Source organism: Amycolatopsis sp. NPDC098790, from assembly GCF_044759945.1.
In the GTDB taxonomy this organism is placed as follows: domain Bacteria; phylum Actinomycetota; class Actinomycetes; order Mycobacteriales; family Pseudonocardiaceae; genus Amycolatopsis.
On the sequence record NZ_JBIWAI010000001.1, the window covers coordinates 1,879,919 to 1,902,179 of the forward strand.

General features: G+C 71.6%; 28 protein-coding genes. 18 read left to right on the forward strand and 10 right to left on the reverse strand.

From position 1 onward, the window contains the following. The first annotated feature begins 12 nt into the window (after positions 1-12). Entirely contained in the window at positions 13-849 is an 837-nt protein-coding gene (locus ACIQWX_RS09425) for a maleylpyruvate isomerase family mycothiol-dependent enzyme (protein WP_400867613.1), read from the forward strand. Here ACIQWX_RS09425 and ACIQWX_RS09430 read toward each other — a convergent pair. Next, positions 846-3,593, reverse strand: a complete 2,748-nt coding sequence (locus ACIQWX_RS09430; RefSeq protein WP_400867615.1) for a BTAD domain-containing putative transcriptional regulator — start codon at positions 3,591-3,593, stop codon at positions 846-848. The two genes, ACIQWX_RS09425 and ACIQWX_RS09430, sit on opposite strands and share 4 nt — an antisense overlap. 139 nt (positions 3,594-3,732) lie before the next feature. Between ACIQWX_RS09430 and ACIQWX_RS09435 the strand changes: the two genes are divergently transcribed. After that, positions 3,733-4,095, forward strand: coding sequence for a hypothetical protein (locus ACIQWX_RS09435; RefSeq protein WP_400867617.1), 363 nt, complete (start codon positions 3,733-3,735; stop codon positions 4,093-4,095). Between the two features lie 135 nt (positions 4,096-4,230). Here ACIQWX_RS09435 and ACIQWX_RS09440 read toward each other — a convergent pair whose 3' ends face one another. Both ACIQWX_RS09440 and ACIQWX_RS09445 read right to left on the reverse strand, forming a co-directional pair. After that, entirely contained in the window at positions 4,231-4,803 is a 573-nt protein-coding gene (locus tag ACIQWX_RS09440) for a dihydrofolate reductase family protein (protein WP_400867619.1), read from the reverse strand. Continuing rightward, on the reverse strand, positions 4,800-5,774 hold the full coding sequence (locus ACIQWX_RS09445) for a small ribosomal subunit Rsm22 family protein (protein WP_400867621.1): 975 nt from the start codon (positions 5,772-5,774) through the stop codon (positions 4,800-4,802). The genes ACIQWX_RS09440 and ACIQWX_RS09445 overlap by 4 nt, the downstream gene beginning before the upstream one ends. A gap of 147 nt (positions 5,775-5,921) precedes the next feature. Between ACIQWX_RS09445 and ACIQWX_RS09450 the strand changes: the two genes are divergently transcribed. Genes ACIQWX_RS09450 through ACIQWX_RS09465 form a run of 4 tightly spaced genes read left to right on the forward strand, consistent with a single transcriptional unit; the run spans position 5,922 to position 8,774 of the window. Beyond that, positions 5,922-6,347, forward strand: coding sequence for a YciI family protein (locus ACIQWX_RS09450; RefSeq protein WP_400867623.1), 426 nt, complete (start codon positions 5,922-5,924; stop codon positions 6,345-6,347). Further along, a complete protein-coding gene (locus ACIQWX_RS09455) occupies positions 6,347-6,694 on the forward strand; it encodes a YciI family protein (protein WP_400867625.1) in 348 nt (115 codons plus the stop codon). The genes ACIQWX_RS09450 and ACIQWX_RS09455 overlap by 1 nt, the downstream gene beginning before the upstream one ends. Before the next feature lie 39 nt (positions 6,695-6,733). Further along, the gene (locus ACIQWX_RS09460) at positions 6,734-7,999 is read left to right on the forward strand and encodes an RNA polymerase sigma factor (RefSeq protein WP_400867627.1); all 1,266 of its coding nucleotides are present in this window, start codon (positions 6,734-6,736) and stop codon (positions 7,997-7,999) included. A gap of 4 nt (positions 8,000-8,003) precedes the next feature. Further along, on the forward strand, positions 8,004-8,774 hold the full coding sequence (locus tag ACIQWX_RS09465; RefSeq protein WP_400867628.1) for a hypothetical protein: 771 nt from the start codon (positions 8,004-8,006) through the stop codon (positions 8,772-8,774). Here ACIQWX_RS09465 and ACIQWX_RS09470 read toward each other — a convergent pair. The 3 genes from ACIQWX_RS09470 to ACIQWX_RS09480 are packed head-to-tail and all read right to left on the reverse strand — an operon-like array spanning position 8,771 to position 11,800. Next, positions 8,771-9,325: an HD family hydrolase gene (locus ACIQWX_RS09470; protein WP_400867630.1), complete on the reverse strand. Its 555-nt coding sequence runs from the start codon at positions 9,323-9,325 to the stop codon at positions 8,771-8,773. The genes ACIQWX_RS09465 and ACIQWX_RS09470 overlap by 4 nt on opposite strands. A gap of 10 nt (positions 9,326-9,335) precedes the next feature. Then, positions 9,336-11,021: an L-lactate permease gene (locus ACIQWX_RS09475; RefSeq protein WP_400867632.1), complete on the reverse strand. Its 1,686-nt coding sequence runs from the start codon at positions 11,019-11,021 to the stop codon at positions 9,336-9,338. Then, on the reverse strand, positions 11,018-11,800 hold the full coding sequence (locus ACIQWX_RS09480) for an IclR family transcriptional regulator (protein ID WP_400867633.1): 783 nt from the start codon (positions 11,798-11,800) through the stop codon (positions 11,018-11,020). Before ACIQWX_RS09480 ends, ACIQWX_RS09475 begins: the two co-directional genes overlap by 4 nt. Before the next feature lie 735 nt (positions 11,801-12,535). Between ACIQWX_RS09480 and ACIQWX_RS09485 the strand changes: the two genes are divergently transcribed. The 12 genes from ACIQWX_RS09485 to ACIQWX_RS09540 all read left to right on the forward strand — a co-directional run bounded on the left by ACIQWX_RS09485 (position 12,536) and on the right by ACIQWX_RS09540 (position 19,917). Beyond that, positions 12,536-13,729, forward strand: coding sequence for a MurT ligase domain-containing protein (locus tag ACIQWX_RS09485; protein ID WP_400867634.1), 1,194 nt, complete (start codon positions 12,536-12,538; stop codon positions 13,727-13,729). Continuing rightward, positions 13,722-14,429 (forward strand): type 1 glutamine amidotransferase, encoded by a 708-nt coding sequence (locus ACIQWX_RS09490; protein ID WP_400867636.1) that lies wholly within the window; start codon positions 13,722-13,724, stop codon positions 14,427-14,429. Before ACIQWX_RS09485 ends, ACIQWX_RS09490 begins: the two co-directional genes overlap by 8 nt. Positions 14,430-14,455: 26 nt before the next feature. Then, positions 14,456-15,835 (forward strand): sensor histidine kinase, encoded by a 1,380-nt coding sequence (locus tag ACIQWX_RS09495; protein ID WP_400867637.1) that lies wholly within the window; start codon positions 14,456-14,458, stop codon positions 15,833-15,835. Continuing rightward, on the forward strand, positions 15,835-16,515 hold the full coding sequence (locus ACIQWX_RS09500; protein WP_400867638.1) for a response regulator transcription factor: 681 nt from the start codon (positions 15,835-15,837) through the stop codon (positions 16,513-16,515). Before ACIQWX_RS09495 ends, ACIQWX_RS09500 begins: the two co-directional genes overlap by 1 nt. Positions 16,516-16,699: 184 nt before the next feature. After that, positions 16,700-17,029, forward strand: a complete 330-nt coding sequence (locus ACIQWX_RS09505; RefSeq protein WP_400867640.1) for a gas vesicle protein — start codon at positions 16,700-16,702, stop codon at positions 17,027-17,029. A gap of 59 nt (positions 17,030-17,088) precedes the next feature. Continuing rightward, the gene (locus ACIQWX_RS09510) at positions 17,089-17,361 is read left to right on the forward strand and encodes a gas vesicle protein (RefSeq protein ID WP_400867641.1); all 273 of its coding nucleotides are present in this window, start codon (positions 17,089-17,091) and stop codon (positions 17,359-17,361) included. Beyond that, the gene (locus tag ACIQWX_RS09515; protein ID WP_400867643.1) at positions 17,358-18,089 is read left to right on the forward strand and encodes a GvpL/GvpF family gas vesicle protein; all 732 of its coding nucleotides are present in this window, start codon (positions 17,358-17,360) and stop codon (positions 18,087-18,089) included. The genes ACIQWX_RS09510 and ACIQWX_RS09515 overlap by 4 nt, the downstream gene beginning before the upstream one ends. After that, a complete protein-coding gene (gene gvpJ, locus ACIQWX_RS09520; protein ID WP_400867644.1) occupies positions 18,082-18,231 on the forward strand; it encodes a gas vesicle protein GvpJ in 150 nt (49 codons plus the stop codon). Before ACIQWX_RS09515 ends, gvpJ (ACIQWX_RS09520) begins: the two co-directional genes overlap by 8 nt. Beyond that, positions 18,228-18,443: a gas vesicle protein GvpK gene (gene gvpK, locus ACIQWX_RS09525; RefSeq protein ID WP_400867646.1), complete on the forward strand. Its 216-nt coding sequence runs from the start codon at positions 18,228-18,230 to the stop codon at positions 18,441-18,443. The genes gvpJ (ACIQWX_RS09520) and gvpK overlap by 4 nt, the downstream gene beginning before the upstream one ends. After that, entirely contained in the window at positions 18,444-18,761 is a 318-nt protein-coding gene (gene gvpJ / locus ACIQWX_RS09530) for a gas vesicle protein GvpJ (protein WP_400867648.1), read from the forward strand. Then, positions 18,758-19,315: a GvpL/GvpF family gas vesicle protein gene (locus tag ACIQWX_RS09535; RefSeq protein ID WP_400867650.1), complete on the forward strand. Its 558-nt coding sequence runs from the start codon at positions 18,758-18,760 to the stop codon at positions 19,313-19,315. The genes gvpJ (ACIQWX_RS09530) and ACIQWX_RS09535 overlap by 4 nt, the downstream gene beginning before the upstream one ends. A 74-nt stretch (positions 19,316-19,389) precedes the next feature. After that, positions 19,390-19,917 (forward strand): NHL repeat-containing protein, encoded by a 528-nt coding sequence (locus ACIQWX_RS09540; protein ID WP_400867652.1) that lies wholly within the window; start codon positions 19,390-19,392, stop codon positions 19,915-19,917. Here the strand turns inward: ACIQWX_RS09540 and ACIQWX_RS09545 are convergent. From ACIQWX_RS09545 to ACIQWX_RS09560, 4 genes are read right to left on the reverse strand one after another with little or no spacing between them, the layout of a single operon-like run. Then, the gene (locus tag ACIQWX_RS09545; RefSeq protein WP_400867654.1) at positions 19,914-20,645 is read right to left on the reverse strand and encodes a dienelactone hydrolase family protein; all 732 of its coding nucleotides are present in this window, start codon (positions 20,643-20,645) and stop codon (positions 19,914-19,916) included. The genes ACIQWX_RS09540 and ACIQWX_RS09545 overlap by 4 nt on opposite strands. Before the next feature lie 37 nt (positions 20,646-20,682). Next, positions 20,683-21,084 carry a CoA-binding protein gene (locus ACIQWX_RS09550; protein WP_086674561.1) on the reverse strand — a complete coding sequence of 134 codons (402 nt, stop codon included), beginning with the start codon at positions 21,082-21,084 and terminating at the stop codon, positions 20,683-20,685. A 24-nt stretch (positions 21,085-21,108) separates the two neighbouring features. After that, positions 21,109-21,681, reverse strand: coding sequence for a hypothetical protein (locus ACIQWX_RS09555; protein ID WP_400867656.1), 573 nt, complete (start codon positions 21,679-21,681; stop codon positions 21,109-21,111). A gap of 57 nt (positions 21,682-21,738) precedes the next feature. Beyond that, the gene (locus tag ACIQWX_RS09560) at positions 21,739-22,242 is read right to left on the reverse strand and encodes a VOC family protein (protein ID WP_400867658.1); all 504 of its coding nucleotides are present in this window, start codon (positions 22,240-22,242) and stop codon (positions 21,739-21,741) included. Positions 22,243-22,261: the final 19 nt, after the last annotated feature.

The following is a 22,261-nucleotide window of genomic DNA, read 5'->3' on the forward strand; positions in this document are numbered from 1 at the left end:
ACCGTCGAGAGCGTGACGCTCGAAAAGTGGCAGGCGGTGCGCGCGGCACTGCCGGAGACCGGCGCCCGGTTCGCGGACCTGGTGGCCGGCGTGCGGTACGCCGACGCGACCTCCCTCGGGGAGTGGACGATCGCCGAAACGGCGTCCCACGTGGGGATGATCGCGCTGATGTACACGTCGATGATCCGCGGCGACGGCGGCCCGCTCCCGTTGCCGGGCTTGGAGGAGCCGATCAACGCGGCGAGCGTTGACACGATCTCGCGGATGAACGCGCTGGCGCTGCAGCTCTACCCGGAACGCGACCCGGTCCGGCTGGCCGAGCGGCTGCGCGCGGACATCGCGGAGGTGCTGCTGGTCAGCGAGGACCTGGACCCGGAGAAGCCGGTGTGGTGGCTGGGCGGTTCGCGCGTGCCGGTGGCCGGGGTACTCGCGCACCTGGTCAACGAGATGCTGATCCACGGCTTGGACATCGCCCGCGCGATCCGCCGCCCGTGGCCGATCCCGGCGTCGCACGAGGCACTGTTCTTGGAGCTGTTCCTGTTCGGCATGGTCCGCAACGACATGGGCCGGTTGCTGGACGACGCAACGCCGTCGTCGCGCCGGATCGCGGTCGAGTTCCGGTCGTCGTTGACCGAGCCTGCGGTGCTGGCGCTGCAGCACGGGAGGTTGCGGTTCGAGGAGCCGGACGGGACGGCGGACGTGCGGCTGACGTTCGACCCGGCGGTGCTGGTGCCGATGATGTTCGGGCGGGTTTCGAAGGTTCGCGCTGTGGTGGGTGGCGGGGTGCGGATCGGCGGGCCACGGCCGTGGTTGTTGCCGGCCTTCCTGCGGACTGTGCGGATGCCTTAGACGTTGTCGAGTTGCCGTCGCACTCGCTCGGCGTCGTCGTCGCGGCCTTGTTCCCGGTACAGCGCCAGTGCTTCTTGCCACGCCTTACGAGCCTGGTCGTGTTGTCCGAGGGCGGCGTGGGGGTGTCCCAAGCCGTCAAGGGTTTTCGCGACTTCGTAGGCGTCGTCGAGGGTGCGGAACAGGGTGAGGGCCTGCTCGTAGTGGTCGACGGCCTGCCGGTGCTCGCCGACGCGGTGGGCGATGTACCCGAGGCTGTCCAGGGTGGCTGCCTCGCCATTGGGGTGGTGGTGGCGCCGGAGCAGGGTGAGGGCGGCGGAGCAGTGGGCACGGGCGGTGCCGAAGTTGCCCAGGCGTGCGTCGAACCAGCCCAGCACGTTGAGGGCGTGTGCCTCCCACACCGGACGGCCGAGGGTGCGGTAGAGGTCGACGGCGGATCGGGCGTGGTCCACGGCCCGCCGGTCATCCCCCTGCTGGCCCCAGGCGATCGCGAGCTGCTGGCGGGTGTGTGCCTGTTCGGCGGGATCGCGGTGGCGCACGGCCAAGTCGAGGGCCCGGCCCAGGTGTTCGGTGGCCTCCTCGTGCAGACCCAGCCGGGAGCAGGCACGGCCGAAGTTGCGGTGGGTGCGGCTGCGAATGGCGGGGCCGGGCAGGTGCGGGGCGGCGTCGAGCGCGGCACGCCATGCGGCGAAGGCGTCGTGCCGGTGTCCCCGCCGGCGGTGGAAGGTGTCCAGTGCCCGGGCGAGGTGCCAGACAACGTGGTGGCGGCCGAGTGCGGCCGCGGCGCGCTGGGTGGCCAGCAGGGTGGCGTGCTCGGTCCGCAGCCAGGACATCGCGGCGGCGGCGTCGGGCAGCGGGTGCCGATGAGCACCGGGTGCGGGCGGGGCGGGTGGTACGAGCGGGCGGTCGGGGTCGAGCAGGCGGTCGGCGGCGAACGCGGTGTGCAGGTGGAAGTCCGTCACCCGCACCAGCGCCTGGCGCCGCACGTCCTCGGGCAGCTCCTGGACCGTCGTACTGGCGTAGGCGCGGACCAGGTCGTGCATCGCGTACCGGCCGTGCGGTCGACGTTCGACGAGCGATGCCTCCTCCAGCGCCGACAACGCTTTGCGCGCGGCGGTCGCGGACAGGCCGGCGAGAGCGACCACGGCGGGCAAGGTGGTGTCGGAGCCCGGCGTGATGCCCAGCAGCCCGAACAGGGTGCGCTGGGTGCCGGTGAGCCGGCGCAGGGACCAGGACAGCACGGCGGGCAGGCTGGCGGCGGGGTCGGTGTCGTGGTCGAGCACCTCCAGCCCCAGCTCACGCAGCTCGGCGGCGATCTCGTCCAGCGGGACGGCGGGGCGGGTGGCGGCGTTGCGGGCCGTGATCGACAAGGCCAGCGGGTAACGCCCGCACAGCTCCACCAGCTCGTCCACGGCGCCGTACTCGGCGGTGGCGCGGTCCGTGCCGAGGCGCGCGGTCAGCAGGGCCCGGGCCTCGGACCGGTCCAGGACGTCCAGCTGCAGGTGGCGGGCACCGTGACGGTCGATCAGCGAGGCGAGCCTGGTGCGGCCGGTGACCAGCAGGGTGCACGTCGAGCCGCCCGGCAGCAGCGGCACGACCTGCTCGGCGGTGGCCGCGTTGTCCAGCACCACCAGCATCCGCCGGCTCGCGACCAAGCTCCGGTACAGCGCCGCCTGGGCGTCGAGGTCGAGGGGAATCCGGCCGGGGGTGACCCCAAGGGCGTCGAGGCACCCGCGCACCGCCACCGCCGGGGTCATCGGCTCTTCGGCGGGGCTGAACCCGTGCAGGTCGACGAACAGCTGGCCGTCGGGGAACCGGTCCAGGTGGCGGTGTGCCCACGCCAGCGCGAGCCAGGTCTTGCCGATCCCGCCCGCCCCGCCGATCGCCGAGATCAGCACCGTGCCGGACGGTTCCACCAGCGTCTCGTCCAGCAGTGCCAGTTCGGTGGCGCGGCCGGTGAACACCGGCGGCGCCGGCAGTTGCCGCGGCACGTCCGGCGTCGCGGTGTGACCGAGGGCCGGGTCGGTCCGCAGGATTCTCCGGTGCAGCTCCCGCAACTCCGGCCCCGGATCGGTACCCACCTCGTCGGCCAGCCGGGCACGGAAGCCGTCGAACCGCAGGAGTGCCTCGGCCTGCCGGCCGTTGCGGTACAACGCGAGCATCAACTGCCCGGCGACCCGTTCGTCCAGCGGATGCGCGTCCGCTCGCTCGGCCAGCTCGGCGCACAAGGCCGCGTGGCCGCCCTGTGCCAGCGCCAGGTCCGCGCGGTCGAGATCGGCGGCGAACCGCTCCTGCGCCAGGCCTTCACGGACAGCGGCGATCCACGGGGTGTCCAGCCCCTCGAACGCTTCGCCGCGCCACAGTGCCGCCGCAGCCTCCAGCAGCGCCAGCGCCCGAACGTCTTCGCGCCCGCGCGCCTGCTCCACGAGCCGGCGGAACCGATGCAGGTCCACCGCATCCGGATCGACCTCCAGAACGTACCCACCGCCCCGCCGCACGACCGCGACACCACCAGCCGGCGTCAGCACCTGCCGTAGCCGCGACACGTAGTTGCTCGCCACCTGCCGAGCCTTGTGGGGCAACCGATCCGCCCACACGCGGTCCAGCAGCTTCTCCATCGTGATGACCCGGTTCGCCTCCACCAGCAGGACCGCCAGCACGCACCGCAGCCGCGCGTGACCGACCTCCACCCGCCGGCCGTCGACCCGCAGCTCGATCTGCCCGAGCACACGCAGCTCCGTCGACACGACGTCCACCTCCCCCGGCCCCTTGGTACTCCACCCGCACACCGTCTTACGACCGCTGACCAGGCGATTGCCAAATCGCGGTGACGTTTCGAGGACTCAGCGGGCCATCGTCTTGCGAATCGGACCCGAGGAGGAACGCATGAAGTTCAGGATGAGGATCGCGGGGCTGGCGGCGGTCGTCGCGTCGGCTGTGTCGGTGATCGCGGCCGGCCCCGCGTTCGCCACTTCGGCGAGCTGCCGGGTGCTCGACGACGGGGACAACTACTGCGTGACGCGGGCGATCAGCGTGAAACCGACCAACATCTTCCACCTGGCCACGACCGGAGGTCCGCAGCGGAACTGGCTTCTCTCGATCACGGACGTCACGAACGGGGACCGGGTCGTCGAGGAGCTCATCTTCGGCAACGCCGACGTCTGGCGGAGCAATGTGTACGCGTCTTACAAGGCAGAGGTCATCTGCTACTCACCTTGCCCCAACCTCGTGGCTTACTTCTCCAACTGAGACCGGCGGGCGGCCTGCCCGTTCCCGGGGGAGGGGCGGCTCGGTCAATGGCTCACCCGGCGCGGCTGCCGGATCGCGTCACGGGCATTGGCCGGGCCGCCGCCCCGATGGATCGCGGCGCTCCGGCACAGACCGCTAGTTCAGGACCCGGAACGTCAAGTGGGTCGCGTTCGGCGTCTCCTCGACGGCCACGCGCTCCAGCTTCACGTGCGTCCCGACTTCGGCGTCGAACAACCGCACCCCAGCTCCGAACAACACCGGGACAACGTGCAACCGCAGCTCGTCGACCAGCCCCGCCAGCAGGTACTGCCGCAACGTCGTGCCGCCGCCCATCAGCATCACGTTGTCGGCGCCCGCCGCGGCTTTCGCCTGCCGCAGGGCGTTTTCCGGTCCGCCGGTGACGAACGTGAACGTCGTCGGGCCCTTCACCACCGGCTCGTGCGGCCGGTTCGTCACGACGAAAACCGGCTTCTTGAACGTGCCGTCGGCGCCCCACGGCTCCTCGCCGGCCTCGAACATCGTGCGGCCGACGACGAACGCGCCGATGCCGTCGAAGAGCCGGGCCGCGACCGCGCCGTCGGCGTCCGTGCCGGCGAACATCCAGTCGTGCAGCAGGTCGCCGTCCCGGCCGAGGCGGTGGTCCGCGCTCGTGTCCGGTCCGGCCACGATCCCGTCCGCCGACACGCTGATCTCCGCGATGACCGTCACCAGCCGTCCCCCCATTCCGCGTCGCGGGCCGCGCGGTACCGCGCGCCCTGCTTCTTCGAGACTGCCACGCCGGGCTTCAGCCCATCCGACGAAGTGCACAAGTCGAGGGCGACCCAGCCCTTGTGCTTCTTCGGGTGCCGGATGATCCGCGCGTCCGGCCGCTCCGGCGCCGACCGCGAAGCGACGACGTACGCGAACTTCTCGTCCTCGAACCCGAGCGTCCCCGCCTTGAGCCGCCGGTGCAGGCCTGACCGCGGGAGCCGCGCGGCGAAGTGGCACCAGTCCTCGCCGGGCGCGATCGGGCACGCCGCGTCGTGCGGGCACGGCGCGACCACGTGCAGGCCCAGCTCGATCAGCTGCGCGCGGGCGGCGCGGATGCGTTCGTAGCCCGCCGGCGTTCCCGGCTCGATCAGGGCGACCGCCCCGGCCGACCCGGCCAGCCAGCGCACGACGTCCGCGCGGGTGGCGTCCGGCAGCTCGCCGAGCACGTAGGAGAGCGTCACGAGGTCGGCGTCCGGTGACGGCGCGGCCGGGTCGACGAACCCGCGCCGCCACTCGGCGTCCCGCACCGCCGGCAGCGACGCGCCCGCCGCGAGCCGCTTGCCCAGCCCGATGGCCCCGGCGACCTGCTCGAGGACCGTGCACTTCTCCAGCGACGGCCAGACGGCGGCGGCCGCCCACAGCGCGGCACCGGTGCCGCCGCCGACGTCGATCTGGGTCCGCGGTTCGAACCCGGGCGCGCGCAAGGCGGCTTCGGCGAGCACAGCGTGTACGGCCGCGTAGGTGGCCGGCATCCGATAGCCGGCGTACGCGGCGACGTCGACGTCGGAGCTGAGGATCGGTGAGGTCGCCGCGTCACCCTGGCGGTAGCGCGTGCTCAGCCGGTCGACGGACTGCGTCAGCCGGGGCAGCGGGTGCCGGGCCAGCTCGTCGTCGAGCGCGGAGGAGAGGTCGTCGGGGAGTACCGCCACGGCTGACGATTCTGCCCTGTCCGAAATGTCCCGCCGACGTGGCCCTGAGCTGCTAGTTTTCCGGCGCGAAAGTTTTTCGGCCGACGCTGTCGATCCGGGGCGTGGCCGTTCGACGCGTAGGCAGCAACCGAGCGAAAGGAGACCGCTGTGCGGTTCATGGTGATCATCAAGTCGAACGAGGAGTCCGAGGCCGGGGATGGCCCGAGCGCCGAACTGCTGACCGAGATGGCGAAGTTCAACGAAGAGCTGGTCAAGGCCGGCGTCCTGCTCGCCGGCGAGGGCCTCACGCCCAGTTCGGAAGGCGCCCGGGTCGTCTTCTCGGGCTCGGAGACCCCCAAGGTCGTCGACGGTCCGTTCGCCGAGACCAAGGAGCTCGTCGGCGGCTTCTGGATCCTCCAGTGCCGCGACCGCGACGAGTGCGTCGAGTGGATCAAGCGGATGCCGAACCCCGACGGCCAGGCCGGCGTCGTCGAGATCCGCCGCGTCGCCGAGGCGTCCGACTTCGAGAACATGACCCCCGAGGTCGAGGAGCTGGAGGGACGGCTTCGCGCGCAGAGCGCCGGAGAGGCGTGATGCGCTTCCTGGTGATGGTCAAGGCGAGCCCGGAGTCCGAAACCGGCGTCGGTCCCAGCCGCGAAGAGCTGGAGACGATGTCGAAGTTCAACGAGGAACTGCTGGACGACGGCCGGATCGTCCTCGCCGAAGGCTTGACCCCGAGTTCGGAGGGCGTGCGCGTCCTCTTCGAAGGCGACGCCGAGCCGAAGGTGATCGACGGGCCGTTCGCCGAGACCAAGGAGCTCGTCGCCGGGATCTGGGTGCTGAACGGGGAGTCGCTCGAGGACGTCGTCGCGCTGATGCAGCGCGCGCCGAACCCCGAGGCGAAGGGTGGTGTCATCGAGATCCGCCCCATCAGCGAGTAGTGGGTTGCACCGCGACCGATCACCCTGTCGAATGGCCGGGTGACGGTTGCGGACACCCGGAGCACGGTCGAAACGGTTTGGCGCATCGAATCGCCGCGGCTCATCGCGGGCCTGGCCCGGATGGCCCGCGGCGACGTCGGGCTCGCCGAAGAGCTGGCGCAGGACGCGCTCGTCGCGGCGCTGGAGCAGTGGCCGGAGTCCGGCGTGCCGCGCAACCCGGGCGCGTGGCTGATGACGATCGCCAAGCGCCGCGCGATCGACCAGTTCCGCCGCAACGAGCGGTACGCGGAGAAGCTCGAGGAGGTCGGCCGCGGCGAGCGGGTCGGCGACGGCGTCCTGCCCGACTTCGACGCGGGCCTGGACGACCACATCGAGGACGACCTGCTGCGCCTGCTGTTCGTCGCGTGCCACCCGGTGCTGAACACGCAGGCCCGCGTCGCGCTGACGCTGCGGATGCTCGGCGGCCTGACCACCGACGAGATCGCGCGCGCGTTCCTGGTCCGCGAGTCGACGATCGCGCAGCGGATCGTGCGCGCGAAGAAGGCGCTGACGGCGGCGAAGGTCCCGTTCGAGGTCCCGGAGGGCGACGAGCGCGTCGCGCGGCTGTCGTCCGTGCTCGAGGTCATCTACCTGGTGTTCAACGAGGGCTATTCGGCCACCCGCGGCGACGACTGGATGCGCCCGGCGCTGTGCGAGGAGGCGATGCGCCTCGGCCGCATCCTCGCCGGGCTGATGCCGGGTGAGTCCGAGGTGCACGGCCTGGTCGCGCTGATGGAGCTGCAGTCGTCGCGCGCGAAGGCCCGCACCGGCCCGAACGGCGAGCCGGTGCTGCTGCTCGACCAGGACCGCACCCGCTGGGACCGGTTCCTGATCCAGCACGGCTTGGCGGCGTTGACGCTGTCGGAGCAGATCGCCGAGGGCGCGTACGGGCCATATTCGGCGCAGGCGGCGATCGCGGCTTGCCACGCGCGCGCCCGGACGGCGTCCGAGACGGATTGGGCCCGCATCGCGGCGCTGTATGAAGGGCTGGGCAAGCTGCAGCCGTCCCCGGTGATCGAGCTGAACCGCGGAGTGGCGGTGGCGATGGCGTACGGGCCATCGGCGGGCCTGGAGGTGGTCGACGCGGTGGCGGGCGACCCGGCGTTGAAGGACTACCACCTGCTGCCGAGCGTCCGCGGGGACCTGCTGGAGAAGCTGGGGCGGTTGGCGGAGGCAGAGGCGGAGTTCCGACGGGCGGCGGAGATGACGGAGAACGCCCGGGAGCGGGCGTTGCTGCTGGACCGCGCGACGGCGGTGGGCCGCTGACGCCGTGTTGGCCTCGCTGCTGCCGGGCTTCCGGGACGTGCGGAGTGCGCTGGTGGCGGGCTACATGTGGTTCGGCGCCGGCTGGCTGCTGATCGGCCACTACGGAAGACCGCCGGCGGGGTTGCTCGCGCGGCCGGCGGTGGAGCTGCTGGAGTTGTTCGGGACCGGTGGCCGGCTGGCGGCGATCAGCGTGCTGTGCCTGCTGATCGGCGAGGTGACGGGCAGTGTTGTCGCCGGGGTGTTCGGCCGGCTGAGCCAGACGTACTTGCACCGGCTCACGGCGGCGGACCTCGACCACCTGCCGGGCGGCCCGCTGGCCGTGTTCCGCCCGGTGAGCGGCCGGACCGTCGAGCGCATGCGCGGCCGGATCCGGCAGGAGCACCGGCAGCGTCAAGAAGAGCTGATCTCCGACGCCACGCCCCGCGGCATCAACCCGCACGAGGTGGACCGGATCGCGCTCGACGCCGTGCGCGAGGTCCTGCACGTGTCACCGCGGCTGATCGTCGCGAAGCCCGAGCTCTTCGCGGAGTACAGCCGGTTCAAGGCGGAGAGCGAGTTCCGCGACGCCATCCTGCTGCCGCTCCCGGTGCTCGCCGTGGCGGTGTGCGTGAACCTGACCGCGCCGGCGTGGCTCGAAGCTCTCGTGATCGCCGCGGTCCTGCTGGCCGACGGGTACCTGTTCGCCCAGTCGCGCAAGCGGTTCCGCCAGGCGCACAGCCTGATCGGGCACAGCGTCGCGGACGGGACGATCAGCTCCGCGGCGATGAGCGACTAGCGGCCCCGCCAAGACAGCGGCGACATCGTCAACGCCGCCTCCGCGATCTTCCGCGCGGTCTCCGTCTTGAGGCCCTTGCGCGCCGACTCGATCCACTCGTCCACCGGCCGGACCCCGATGTCCCGGTACTCCAGCGCCTGCAGCAGCATCTCCAGCTTGTCGGCGTCCTTGGCGCACAACGCTTCCGGCGACTCGCGGGTCTCGTACTCGTCAACGGCGTCCCGCACGAGCGCGCGGGAGCGGGCCGGCAGCCGCGCCGTCTGATCGGCCGTGATCTCCCGCGGCTCCGGCTTGCGCAGGTACTCCACGGCCGTTAGCGGCAGATCACCCGTCCGGGTCTCCTGCGTGTCGTGCCACACCGCCAGGAACGCCGCCCGCTCCGGCGACGCCCCCTCCTCCGCCGCGATCAGCGCCGCCAGCTGGGCCGCCCGCAGGCTGTGCTCGCCCACCGACTCCGGGTCGCGGACCCCCGCGTGCCACCAGCCCGACCGCCGGATCCGCTTCAGCAGGCCCAGCTCGTAGCCGAACGCGGCCAACCCTTCGGAAGTCATGCCACCCAGCCTAGGGCGTCGGGATCATCGCCGTCAGGATCGTCGCCTGCAGCAGGGAGATCACGCCGACGACCGCGGTCAGCAGCAGGGACCACAGGAACGTCTGGCGCAGCAGCGATCCCTCCTTGCCGCTCTGCCCGATCGCCGTCGCGCCGATCGAGAGGTTCTGCGGCGAGATCATCTTGCCCATCACGCCGCCCGACGTGTTCGTCGCGCCGGCCAGGATCGGGTTGAGGTTCAGCTGCTGCGCCGAAATCACCTGCATGGGACCGAACAGGCTGTTCGTCGACGCGTCCGAGCCGGTCAGGAACACGCCCAGCCAGCCGATGTACGCCGAGAACAGCGGGAAGACCGCGCCCGTCGTCGCCAGCGCGAGGCCCAGCGTCTGCGTCGCGCCCGAGTAGTTCATCACGAACGCGATCGCCAGGATCATGAAGATCGTCGCGAGCGCCCAGCGCATCTGGAACAGCGTCTGCCGGTACGTCTTGAGCAGCAACCCCGCGCGGCCGCCCATCGCGAAGCCGGCGATGACCGCCGCGATCAACGCGACCGTGCCCGGTGAGAACAGGAAGTCCACGGTGAACGTCGCCGCGTACGGCGCGTTCTTCGGGGTGATCGGCGGGTGCTGGACGACGTGGTTGTGCAGCCCCGGCCACGCGAAGATCCAGTCGGCCTTGTGCAACAGCTTCGTCAGGTCGAGCCAGGCCGGCAGGTTCTTGAAGATCGTGCCGATCCGGGACAGGAAGATCGCCAGGATCAGGATGATGTACGGCATCCACGCGTAGAGCGCGCCGCGTTCGGACTGCGCCGCACCCAGGTTCTTGACAGCGCTTTCTTCGCCGTCGAACCGCCACACCGACGCCGGCTGCCAGAACCGCGTCAGGATCCACAGCGCGGCCATCGCGGTGAGCGCGGCGAGGACGTCGACCAGGCTCGCGCTGATGTAGTTGGACGCGACGAACTGCATGGCCGCGAACGCGAGCCCGGCGGTCAGCACCGCGGGCCACACCTCGAGCATGCGCTTCCAGCCGGCGAGGACGACGACGAGGAACGCGGGGATGATCAGCGCCAGCACCGGGACCTGACGGCCGACGGCCGCCGAAAACAGCTCGGTCGCCTGGTCCTGCTTGAGGTGCATGATCGGCGCGGTCAGCCTGCCGAGCACGATCAGCGGGTTGCCGAGGCCGCCGAACGCGACCGGCGCGGTGTTCGCCAGCAGCGCCAGCACGACGGCCTTCACCGGCGGGAACCCGAGCGCGGCCATCATCGCGGCGGTGATCGCGATCGGCGACCCGCCGCCCGCGACGCCTTCGAGCAGCGCGCCGAAGCCGAACGCGATGAGCAGCGCCTGCAGCCGCCGGTCCTCGCTGAAGCCGGCGAGCACGCGCTTGATGGCGTCGAACCGGCCGGTGGCGACGGTGACGTTGTGGAAGTAGACGGCGTGGAACGCGATCCACGCGACCGACCACACGCCGAAGAGCACGCCCATGGCGGCGGAGTCGAACGCGAGCGCGGCCGGCATCCGGTACAGCAGCAGCGCGACGCCGAGCGCGGTGACCAGCGCGAGCGCGGCCGAAAGGTGCGCGGAGAAGCGGACGACGCCGAGCGCGACGAGCAGCACGACGATCGGCAGGGCGGCGAGCAGCGCGGAGAGCCACAGGCCGCCGGCCGGCTGGTAGTCCTGGATCCAGGTCATGCGCGCTGCCCCCGCACGTAGCCGAGCCGCAGCGAAAGGGCGGCGGCGGTCCCGGCGACGGAGGCGCCGAGCTCGTCGAGCCGCCGCAGCACGCGCGGCGCGGGCCCGGCGATGCTGATGGCGGCGATGGGGCGCCCGGAGTGGTCCCGCACGGCGGCGGCGACGCACCCGACGTCCGGCTCGTTCTCGACTTCGTCGATCGCCCACCCGCGCCGGCTGGTCCGGGCGAGGTCGTCGAGCAGGCGCAGGGGATCGTTGATCGTCTTGAGCGTGAGCGAGTCGAGTTTCATGCGCCGCACGCGTTCGGCCCGATCGGACTCGGGCAGCGCGGCGAGCCAGGCTTTCCCGAGCGAGGTGGCGTGCTGCGGTCGCCGGGTGCCGAGCCGGCAGGCGAGGGTGACGGCGCTGGCACTGCGTTCGGTGGCGACGTAGACCATGGTGTCGTTGTCGGGAACGGCGAGGTAGGTGGTCTCGCCGGACCGTTCGGCGAGCGAGGCGAGGTACCGCGGAGCGCAGCGGTGCAAGTCGGTGGCGGCCATGGCTCGCGCGCCGAGTTCGACGAGCCGCGTGCCGAGCCGCACCCGCCCGGTGACCTGGTCGGCTTCGAGGTATTCGAGGCTCTTCAGGGTGCCGACGATCCGGTAGGCGGCGCTGCGGGAAAGCCCCAGTTGCCGCGCGATCGCATTGGTGGAAATCTCCTGGTGCCGACCCACGTGCTCGAGCACCGCGAGCCCGCGTTCGAGAGTTCCGCTGTTCTCCAGCCCGCGCTCCGGTCCCACGCTGCCCTCCGTTGGACGTTCCCCGGCTTCCGGTTTCCGCTCAGCGGTACGCATTTCCGCTGGGTGGGGTTGGACGGTAACACCTCCGATGTATGGGCGGAAGATCTTGAAACGCTTCAGGAAGAATGCGGTTGGTTGTGCATGCTAATTGGTACAACCTCCGATGGTTAAGTTTCCTACCTATGGCGGTTGCGGAGGTGTTGACGGCGTCGTTCGACGGGTTCGACAGTCGCGGGTTCATATTCGTGAATGGCTCGTGAAGGGAGTAGAGGAGTTGTCAACAGGCCGGTCGTAATGTGGATAGACCGCGCTGCGGAGGGTCTTTCCGGGCTTTTCTGTCGGGGGTGGGCGATACGCTGGAGCGGGGACGCCCCCAGGGAAGGGCGGGGGCTGCGTCGTTGGGGGTGGCCGGGCGAGGCGAGTGGCCGGGCCAGGTGAGCGCCCGGGTGAGGCGAGTGGCTGGGTGAGGTGAGCGGCCGAGCAAGCTGAGCGGCCGAGCAAGCTGAGCGGCCTGGCGAGCGCAAGCGGCTGAGCGCAGTGTGCGGGCGACGTCATGAACGACCCGTTCACCTCGTCTGGCGTCATGAACGACTCGTTCATGACGTTCGCCGACCCAGCACGGCCGCGCGCAACCCGAGCCTGGTGGCCGGGGTCACGGACTCAGCAAACTCACAGCGCCCACCGAGCACCATCCAGCCGGTGCCCGACCGCCGCCCCCTCCGTACCCGCGCCTCCGTGACCGCCGGGCAGCTCACCGCCTGGCTCTCGCGAAGCGCCGGCCTCGGCAAAGGCGCCGTCATCGGCGGCCGGATCGCCCTCGCGCTCGACCCGAAGGCCCTGCGACGACTAGGCCAAACCCGGACCGTAGTGCTCGTCACCGGGACCAACGGCAAGACCACCACGGCCCTCATGATCACCAAAGCCCTCGAAGCCCTGGCCGAAGTCGCCGCCAACAGCGATGGCGCCAACATGCCCGACGGCGTCCTCGCTGCCCTCGCCGCGCGCCCCACGGCTCCCTACGCCGTTCTCGAAGTCGACGAAACCTACGTCCCCTGGGTTGCCGACCAGCTGAACCCCGCCGTCCTCGTGCTGCTCAACCTCAGCCGGGACCAGCTCGACCGCGTCGGCGAAGTCCGGTCCACCGAAAGGGAACTCCGCAAAGCGATCGGAAACCATCCCGAAACCACGATCGTCGCCAATTCCGACGACGTTCTCGTCACCTCTGCGGCGGCCGAAGCCGTCAGGCCGCTCTGGGTCGGCACCGGACGGCGCTGGACCGGCGACTCCACCGCCTGCCCGCGCTGCGACGGCCTGATCGTCCACGAAAAAGCCCACTGGAGCTGCCCCTGCGGCCTCGCCCGCCCCGAACCCGCCTGGACCCTCGACGGCGACCTCGTCCGCACCCCTGGTGGCCGCCACGTCGATCTCGACCTGCGGCTGCCCGGCGACGCCAACCGCGCCAACGCCGCCTTCGCGCTCGCCGCCGCTCACCGGCTCGGGGTTCCGCCGCACACCGCCGCCGCGCGGCTGCGGGCCATCACCGACATCGGCGGCCGGTACCGGACCGTCCGGCGGTCGCGGCACTCCGTGCGGCTCATGCTCGCCAAGAACCCCGCCGGCTGGGTGGAAACGCTGCGCGTGCTCGACGAAGACACTCCCGTCGTCGTCGCCGTCAACGCCCAGGAAGCCGACGGCCGCGACCTCTCCTGGCTCTGGGACGTCCACTTCGAACGGCTCCGCGGCCGCCAGGTCGTCGTCACCGGCGAACGCTGCGCCGACCTCGCGGTCCGGCTCTGCTACGCCGAAGTCGCGCACTGGGCCGAAGCCGATCCGGTCAAGGCGATCGACGCGCTGCCGCCCGGTGGCGTCGAGTTCGTCGCCAACTACACCGCCTTCCGCGACCTCGTCGGCAGGCTGCCCGGTGCCTGAGTCAACCGTCCACATCGGACTTCTGCTGCCCGAGGTGCTCGGCACCTACGGCGACAGCGGCAACGCGCAGGTCCTCTGCCAGCGGCTGCGTTGGCGCGGGTTCGACGCCGAGGTCGTGCCGGTCGGGCTCGGCGAGCCGGTACCGTCCACTTTGGACCTCTACCTCCTCGGTGGCGGCGAGGACGGCGCCCAGGCCCTCGCCGCCGCCCACCTGTGCAAGTACCGGCGCGCCCTGACGCCGGACGCGGTGGTCTTCGGCGTCTGCGCCGGCCTGCAGGTGCTCGGCACCCGCTTCCGCGGCCTCGACGGCATCGACCACGACGGTCTCGGCCTGCTCGACGTCACCACCGAGCCCGGCGAGCGCCGCGCCGTTGCGGAGCTGGTCGCGACGTCGCCGGAACCCTTGGGGCCGCTCACCGGCTTCGAGAACCACCTCGGTGTCAGCAAGCTCGGCGCCGACAGCCAACCGCTCGGCCAGGTCGTGCGCGGCACCGGCAACGGCGACGGCACCGAAGGCGCGGTGACCGGCCACGTCGTCGGCACGTACCTGCACGGCCCGGCACTCGCCCGCAACCCCGCGCTGGCCGACCTGCTGCTGGCGTGGACGGCCGGCCACCCGCTGCCGCCGCTGGAACTGCCCGAGGTCGACCGCCTGCGCGTCGAACGGCTCACCGCCACGCGCCGTCGGCGGACCTCGTGACGGCGGCTCGTGGTTACGCTGAGTCGGTGAAACTGATCGCCGCGACCGGCGTGCGGATGCGGACCACCGCGGTGGCCGTCTTCGCGCTTGCGCTGGCCATCGCGGCCGCGCTCGCCGTCGTCGTGGTGCTGCTCGAAGAGTCGCTCGACCGCAGTGTCACCGAGAGTGCCCGCAGCACCGGCCGCCAGGTCGCCATCCAGCTCGTCCGCGAGGGCGCGCGCGACCTCAGCGCGTCCGACGTCGCCAGCACCGGTGACACCGAGGCCGTCACCCAGGTCCTGAACGCGCGGGGCGTGCCGATCGCGAGCGACCCGGCGATCGTCGGGCACCCGCCGCTGACCGCCGCGCGCCCGGCCGTCGGGCAGGAGACCATCGAGACCCTCCCGCTCGGGCTCAACGGCGACAGCGACGACTACCGCGTCGTGTCGCAGCAGGTCACCGGGCCGGGTGGGCCGTACACGGTGATCTCCGCGCGGTCGCTGGAGCCGGTCACCGAAGCCTCGACGCGCCTGACGCTGCTGCTCGGCCTGATCGCGATCCCGCTGCTGGCGATCTCCGGCCTCGCCGTCTACCGCGCGGTCGGCTCGGCGCTGCGCCCGGTCGAGCGGATGCGCCGGACCGTCGCCGAAATCTCGACGCGCGACCTCGCCGCCCGCGTCCCGCTGCCGCCGGGCGGCGACGAGGTGCACCGGCTGGCCGTGACGCTCAACGAGATGCTCGGCCGGCTCGCGTCGGCGCAGGCGGCGCAACGCCGGTTCGTCGCGGACGCCAGCCACGAACTGCGCTCGCCGCTGTCGACGATCAGCACCGCGCTCGACGTCTCCGGGCGGCATCCCGAGAGCGCGCAAGACCTGGTGCCGGTGATCGCCCGCGAGACCGCGCGGCTGCGCGAGCTCGTCGACGACCTGCTGATGCTCGCGCGCACCGACGACGCGACCGACCGGCCGTCGCGCACCGAGGTCGACCTCGACGACATCGTGCGCGCGGAGGCCGAGCGGGTCCGCGGCGAATGCGCGCTGGACGTCGAGGTCCGCGCCGGGCCGGCGAAGGTCCGCGGCAGCGAGGCCCAGCTGCGGCGGGCGGTGCGGAACCTGGTCGACAACGCCCGCGGGCACGCGCGCACGCGCATCCGGGTGGCCAGTTCGGTGCGCGGCGACCTCGCCGTCGTCGAGGTGAGCGACGACGGCCCGGGCGTCGCGGAAGCCGACCGCGACCGGATCTTCGAGCGGTTCGTCCGGCTCGACGCGTCGCGGCAGCGTGAACACGGCGGCACCGGGCTGGGCCTGCCGATCGTCGCGGGCATCGCGGCGCGCCACGGCGGGAGCGCGCGCTACGCCGCGTCGGACGAGCCGGGCGCGCGGTTCGTGCTCGAGCTGCCCGTGCTCGACCTGCCGGAGGAGGAGTAGTGCGGCTGCTGATCGTGGAGGACGAGCGCGAGTTCGCGGAGACGCTGCGGCGCGGCCTGGTCGCCGAGGGATTCACCGTCGACGTCGCGCGCACCGGCCGCGAGGGGCTCTGGCGGGCGACCGAGCACGAGTACGACGTCGTCGTGCTCGACATCATGCTGCCCGAGCTGTCCGGCTACGAGGTGCTCAAACGCTTGCGGGCAGCCGAGAACTGGACGCCGGTGCTGATGCTCACCGCGAAGGACGGCGAGTACGACGAAGCCGACGCGTTCGACCTCGGCGCCGACGACTACCTGTCCAAGCCGTTCTCCTTCGTCGTGCTGATCGCCCGGCTGCGCGCGCTGCTGCGCCGCGGTGCGCCGGCCCGGCCCGCCGTCCTGGAGGCGGGCGACCTGCGGCTCGACCCGTCGGCCCGGACCGTCCACAGGGGACAGACGCGGATCGAGCTGACCGCGCGGGAGTTCGGGTTGCTGGAGTTCCTGTTGCGGCGCCCGGGAACCGCGTTGACGAAGAACGAGATCCTGAGCCACGTCTGGGACGCGCACTACGACGGCGACGAGAACGTCGTCGAGGTCTACATCGGGTACCTGCGGCGCAAGATCGACGTGCCCTTCGGCACCCGGACCATCGAGACGGTCCGCGGTGTCGGCTACCGGCTGGTAGACGTTACTCGATCGTGATGTTTCGGGACTTTTCCCGGAATTGGTGCCGCTGGGCGTGCCGGTGCTCCGCCGTTTGCCGCCGCCGGTTGCCGCAGATCGCCCAAGCGTTCCCGCGAACCGGTGAAAAATACCGTGCCGCTGCTCACCTGCGCGCGGTTGTGCCCGTTGCTACGGTGGGCACCCACCCGAGACCAGGAAAGCGATGACGGAATCGCCACAGCCGTTCCTTGCCCAAAGCAACAATGTACCGGAAAGTTCCGGGAAATCCGTTTCCCGGCTTCGCGCCGTCGACGCCATTCGCGAAGCGACGGCTCAGTTCGGCGTGGTCACGGGGATGACCCCGCACGCCGTGACCGGGGTCCGGACCCGCGCCGACGGCGGCTGGTCCGTGCTCGTCGACGTCGTCGAGCTGGCCCGGATCCCGGACTCCACCAGTGTGCTGGCCACCTACCGGGTCGACGTCGACGCCGCCGGTGAGCTGACCGCGTGCGAACGGCTGCGGCGGTTCACGCGGGGCACCACCGATTCCTGAAAGGAAGGGTGACACGATTGGCCGCTTCGTCCGATTCATTGGCGGACATTCTGGAACGCGTGCTCGACAAGGGCGTCGTGATAGCCGGTGACATCGGCGTCAGCGTCGTCGACGTCGAATTGCTGACGTTGCGGATCCGGCTCTTCATCGCCTCCGCGCAGACCGCCCGGGAAATGGGCATGGACTGGTGGACGAACGACCCGTTCTTCGCGCCGAACGCACCGCGGGAGGAACTGGCGCACAGCGCCGGCGAAAAACTGGACCTGGCGGCCCGCGTCGCCGAACTCGAGGCTCGGCTGCCCGTGCCGAGCGGGAGGGAAGAACCCCGGTGACCACCCGCGACTGGCTCTGCGCCTACGCGATCACCCGCAACCGCGACGGGCTGGACCTCGGCCCGGCGCCCCGGCTCGTCGGCTACCGCGACCTCGGCGTCGTCGTCTCGGAAGTCAGCCCGGCGCGCTTCGACCGCATCGACACGCTCGACCCGGTGGACGGCGCGCTCGCCGAGCTGGCCCGCGAACACGACGCCGTCGTGCGCGCGGTGTTCCGTCACGAACCGGTGCTGCCGCTGCGGTTCGGCACGGTCCTCGACGGCGAAGCCTCGGTGAAACGGCTCCTGGAGGTCGCCTACGACCAAGCCCGGGACTGCCTGGACGAGGTCGAGGGGCACCGCGAGTGGGGCGTGCGCGTCCGGCACACCGAGCCCGCCGCGACCACCCGGCCGGACACCGCGGGCCTGACCGGCACGCAGTACCTCGTCCGGCGGCGCGAGCGGCTGAAGGCGCTCCAGCAGGCGCGCGAGGACGTCGTCGGCGCGGCCGGGCGGCTCCAGAACGCGTTGCGCCGGCACGCGGCCGACAGCATCGAACGCGCGCGGCCGCACGGCGTGCTGGTCAACACCGCCTTCCTCGTCGAAACCGGGCGCGAGGCCGCGTTCCACGCGGAGTTCGAGTGGTTCGCCCGCGAGCTGCGCGCGGCGGGCGCGACGGTGGAGACGTCGGGGCCGTGGCCGCCGTACTCGTTCACCGACGTCGAGCTGGGTGTGATGGCCGATGGCTGACGCCGTCGAGTCCGTCGCCGACCTGCTCGACCGGGTCGTGCACCGCGGCGCCGTCGTGACCGGGGACGTGATCATTTCGCTCGCGGGCATCGACCTGGTCCGGCTCGACCTGCGGTTGCTGCTGCTCGGGCTCGAAGGATGAGCGAGCCCGTCCGGATCCCCGCCGACGCCGGCCGGGGACTCGGCCACCTGGTCGTCACCGTGCTCGACGTCCTCCGCGAAGTGCTCGAACGCCAGGCGCTGCGGCGCATGGAGACCCTCAGTCCCGCCCAGGTCGAAGACCTCGGCCAGGCCCTGATCGCGCTGGAGGCCCGGTTCGCCGAGCTCCGCGTGGTCCTCGACGAAAGGTTTTAGGTGACCAGACCGGGACAGACCGGCGGCGGCCTCGCCGACACGCTCGACATCCTGCTCGACAAGGGACTCGTCATCGACGCTTCGGTGCGGGTGTCGGTGATCGGGATCGAGCTGCTGGCGATCGAGGCGCGGATCGTGATCGCCAGCGTCGACACCTACATCCGCTACCTCGAGGCCATGCAGCGGCTGCAAAGTACGCCCGCGCCCGGGCAGATCTCGCAGGGGCTCGGCCAGACGACCGGGCTCATCCCGCCTCCGCCTCCGACACCCGCGGTGGCCGTGCCGGTGGAGGCGGCGATCCCGGTCGAACGGCCGTGACGCTGCAGCTCTACGGCGTCGTGCGGGCCGGGCACCCGCGGGCGCCGCGGACGGTGGGCTGGGAGGACCTGGCGATGGTCGTCGGCGACCCCGAGCCGGATCCGGCCGTGCACCTTGCGGTCGTGTCCGCGCTGGTCGAAGGCGGGCCGGTGCTGCCGGTCCGGTTCGGCACGGTGGCCGACGACGAGGACGCCGTCCGCGCCGAGGTCCTGATGCCGTCGGCCGACACCTACCGCGCCGACCTCGACCGGCTCGACGGCCTGGCCGAGGTCCACGTCTGCCTGCGGTTCACCGAGCCCGGCTCGGCGTGGCGGGCGGCGCGCTCAGACGTGCTGCTGTCCGAGGTCGCCGAGCGGGCCCGCGACTCCGTGGCGCTGCCGGCGGGCGAGTCCGCCGACGAGCGCTGGGCGTTCCTCGTCGGGATGGGCGACCTGCTGGTCGTGCGCGATGCGGTCACGGCGTTGGCTCGCGGCGGCGTCGAGGCCGACTGGCTCGGGCCGCTGCCCGCGTACAGCTTCCTGGACCGCCGGACGTGCTCCAGGTGGACCTGGTGAGCGACGGCCGAACAGTCGCTGAACACTCTTTTCGGTACTGGCCGCCGTGGCTCGCGGTCGGCGATCCTGATGCCGTGGCCACCAGTGAAGTCGCGTCGCTCCCGCGCGCGTTCGGCGGGCCCGGCGCCGGGCCGGGTCAGTTCCGCGCACCCTCCGGGATCGCCGTCGACGTCCGCGGCCGCGTGTGGGTGGCCGACACGGGCAACGACCGCGTCCAGGCGTTCACCCGCGACGGCGCGCTGGTCCGCGTCCTGGCCGGGCGGCTGAAGGCGCCGGAAGGAGTGGCGGTCGACGCGGCCGGCCACGTGTACGTCGCCGACACGGGCAACCGCCGGGTGGTCCAGTTCTCGTGGTGGGGCGGGTTCGTCCGCGAGTTCGGCGGTTTGGACCGGCCGCGCGGACTGGCGCTGGACCACGCGGGACGGCTGCTGGTCGACGACACCGGGCGCGTGGCCCGGTTCGACACCCGCACGGGATCGGCGCTGTCCGACACGACGGAGCCGATCAGCTCCCCGAGGGACATGGCCGATGACGGCGTGGGCGGGGTTTGGGTGGCCGAGACCAGGAACCACCGGATCGTCCACTTCGGAGCGTCGGCTTAGGTCAGCCCGGCCAGCAGCGGCAGCAGGCGGTCCCAGTGGAGCTGTAGAGCCGCGGGGTCGAAGGCGTCGGTGTCCGACATCGTGAAGCCGTGGACGGTTCCGGGGTAGATCTCGGACGTGTAGTCGATGCCCGCGGCGTCGAGGACTTGGTTCAGCTCGCCGAGTTTTTCCGGCGTCAGGTCGGTCTCGGCGTGGCCGAAGTGGACTCGGGCGGTGAGCCGGTGCAAGCTTTCGGGCCCGGCTGCCCCCACCGGGGCGTGGAACGCGGCGAGGGCGGCCACCTGGTCCGGGTGGGCCGCGGCGGTGCGCGTCGCGAGGAGCCCGCCGATGCAGTATCCGGTCACGGCGACCGGTCCGGCGCCGGCCTCCTGCTGGGCGCGGAGGAACTGGAGGAAGGCGTCGGCGTCACGCAGGACGCGTTCGGTGGTGTGCGCCTCGATCATGGGCATCAGCTCGGCGAAGATCGCGGGCCGGGCTTCCTCGCCGATGTGCTCGGGAAGGTCGAGCACCGGGGCCGGGCCGGTGCGGTAGAAGAAGTTGGGGACGAGCACGTAGTACCCGTGGCCGGCCAGTTCGCGGGCCATGTCCCGCAGCACGGGACGGATGCCGAAGCCGTCCGGGTACATCAGCACCCCCGGGTGCCGCCCCTGGCCGGGGAAGGCGGCGAGAGCGTCGGCTTCGCCGTCGGGGGTCGGGATCCGCAGTGTCTTGGTGAGCAGTGTCGTCATCGCTTCGGAGCATAGGCCGCCCGGCGAGGAGCGCCTTCTAGTTTTTCGAGATCGCCGCCGTCGCGCGGACCACCGCCGTGCAGCGGTTCTCGACGTACTCGAGTCCGCCCTCCTCGGCGATCCGGCGCGCCTCGGCCGACATGATCCCCTGCTGCAGCCACAACGCCTTCGCGCCGATCTCCACGGCTTCGCGCGCGATGCCCGGCGCCTCCGGGGACGGCCGGAACACGTCGACCAGGTCGACCGGCTCCGGGATGTCCTTCAACGACCGGTAGACCTTCTCGCCGAGCAGCTCCGTCGCCGTCGGGTGGACCGGGATGATGCGGAACCCGTGCGCCTGCAGGACCGCCGGGACGCCGTGCGCGGCCTTGGCCGGGTCGCGGCTCAGGCCCACCACCGCGATCGTCTTCGCGCCTTCGAGGATTTCCTCTGCCTTCATGTCAATGAGAACGCCAAGCGGGCGTCAAAGCTTCCAGAGACGCAGGCCACGAACGCGGTAGACGGGCCAGATCACGTGCCACGGCTTGCGGCGGGCGAAGGTCGCCGCGCACGTCAGGATGTTGCGGGCGGACGTCACCGCGACTTCGTGCTGGTCGGGCCACGCCGCGCCCTTCGCGCCGACCGCGATGCGGAACACCGTCAGCAGCCCGCGGCCCTGGAGGTCGTACTTCGCGCCGGTGTCGCCGGAGTCCGGCGCGAGCTCGGCGATCTCGGCGCCGAACGCGCGGGCGGCCTGCGGCGCGACCTCGGCGGGGACCACGCCGACGCTGCGCGTGATCGCCTTGCCGTGCATCCGACGCGCGTACCGGAACAGCAGCGACCGCTCCCACCACGGCAGCAGCCGGTGGTGGGCCAGCAGCGCGGCGCACTCGCCGTGCCCGATCGCGAAGATGCTCGTCAGCTCGTCGTACGCGCCGTTCGTCGCCGGCTCGTTCAGGTGCAGCCGGACCTCGAAGCGGGTGCGCGCGGTGAGTTCGTCGAGCAGCTCGCGGCGATCGAGCCGCGCCTTCGCGCGGGAAAGCGACCAGTCGGACATGGGGACCTCCAGGCGTCGCGCACAGGCTAAACGCCGCGCGACGCCCGGAACACGCTTTCAGCCGATCTTCTCGCCGTACATCTCGCCGAGGGGATCGGAGATCAGCTCGACGCGGGCACCGTCCGGATCGGACAGGTAGATCGACGTCTTGCTCTCCAGCAGGTACTGCACGCCGGCCTCGTCGAGCTTGTCCTTGATCGCGCTCCACCGTTCGGGCGTGACGGACAGCGCCAGGTGGTGCAGTCCACCGAGGACTTCCGCGTACGGGCCGAGGTCCAGCCCGGGCAGGTCGAAGAACGCGACCGCGTTGCCGTTGCCGACGTCGAAGAAGAAGTGGGACGAGCCGGGGTAGTCGCGGTTCTCGATCAGTTCGGTGAGCGGAAAGCCCAGGATGTCCTGGTAAAACTCGATGGTCCGCTCGACGTCGCTGGAGATCAGCGCGGTGTGGTGGATGCCGCGCCCGTTCGTCGCCGGGCGGTCGGCGGCCGGGCGCAGGTGGCGCTCGCGCAGCTCGTCGCGGATTTCGGCGAGCTTGGTGACCTCGGCCTGGGTCGGTGCCATGTCCCTCACGTCCCTTCCT